Below are 542 nucleotides of genomic sequence, written 5' to 3' on the forward strand. Positions count from 1 at the left end.
CGTGGGAATATCGTTACAATGCATTGGGGCAGCTAAAGTGGCAAAAAGATGCCAATGGTCAAGTGACTTGGATTAACTACGATAATCTAGGCCGTGTGACGCAACGTATTAGCAACGCGCAATCAAGCGCAGCCGAATCAAGGTGCTTTACTTATGACATATTGGGCTACGGTACGACGTCTACGGAAGAAGTCATGGCCGGAACATCTTGTAAGAATAGCGCTAAGTTATACGAAAGAAGCTACAGCTATGATGGTGAATTAAGACCGACAGGCGTTACTATATTAACGTGGGTAGATGGTAAGGAGCATGAGCAACAGCAAAGCACCTTCTATGACGGTTTAAGTCGTCCTTACTTAAAACAGCTGAGTAAAAATTATGCAGTGGGTTATGAATATAACGCGCAAGGCTTTAAGGTGGCTGAATTTGGCTTGCGTTATAACGAAGAAACCAAGCAGGTAGAAAAAACCGAACTGTCGCGTGTGAGCGCTATGAACTTCCGTGGTCAGCCGACGCAAGTAAGCTACCTAGGGGGTCAAAGC

The 542-nt window shown here is 45.4% G+C and carries 1 protein-coding gene; it reads left to right on the forward strand.

Translation table 11 applies throughout. From position 1 onward, the window contains the following. On the forward strand, positions 1 to 542 hold a 542-nt coding region (locus tag HG263_RS22150; RefSeq protein WP_171628238.1), incomplete at both ends, for an RHS repeat protein.

It is taken from the genome of Pseudoalteromonas caenipelagi, from assembly GCF_013140855.1.
GTDB classification, from domain to species: domain Bacteria; phylum Pseudomonadota; class Gammaproteobacteria; order Enterobacterales; family Alteromonadaceae; genus Pseudoalteromonas; species Pseudoalteromonas caenipelagi.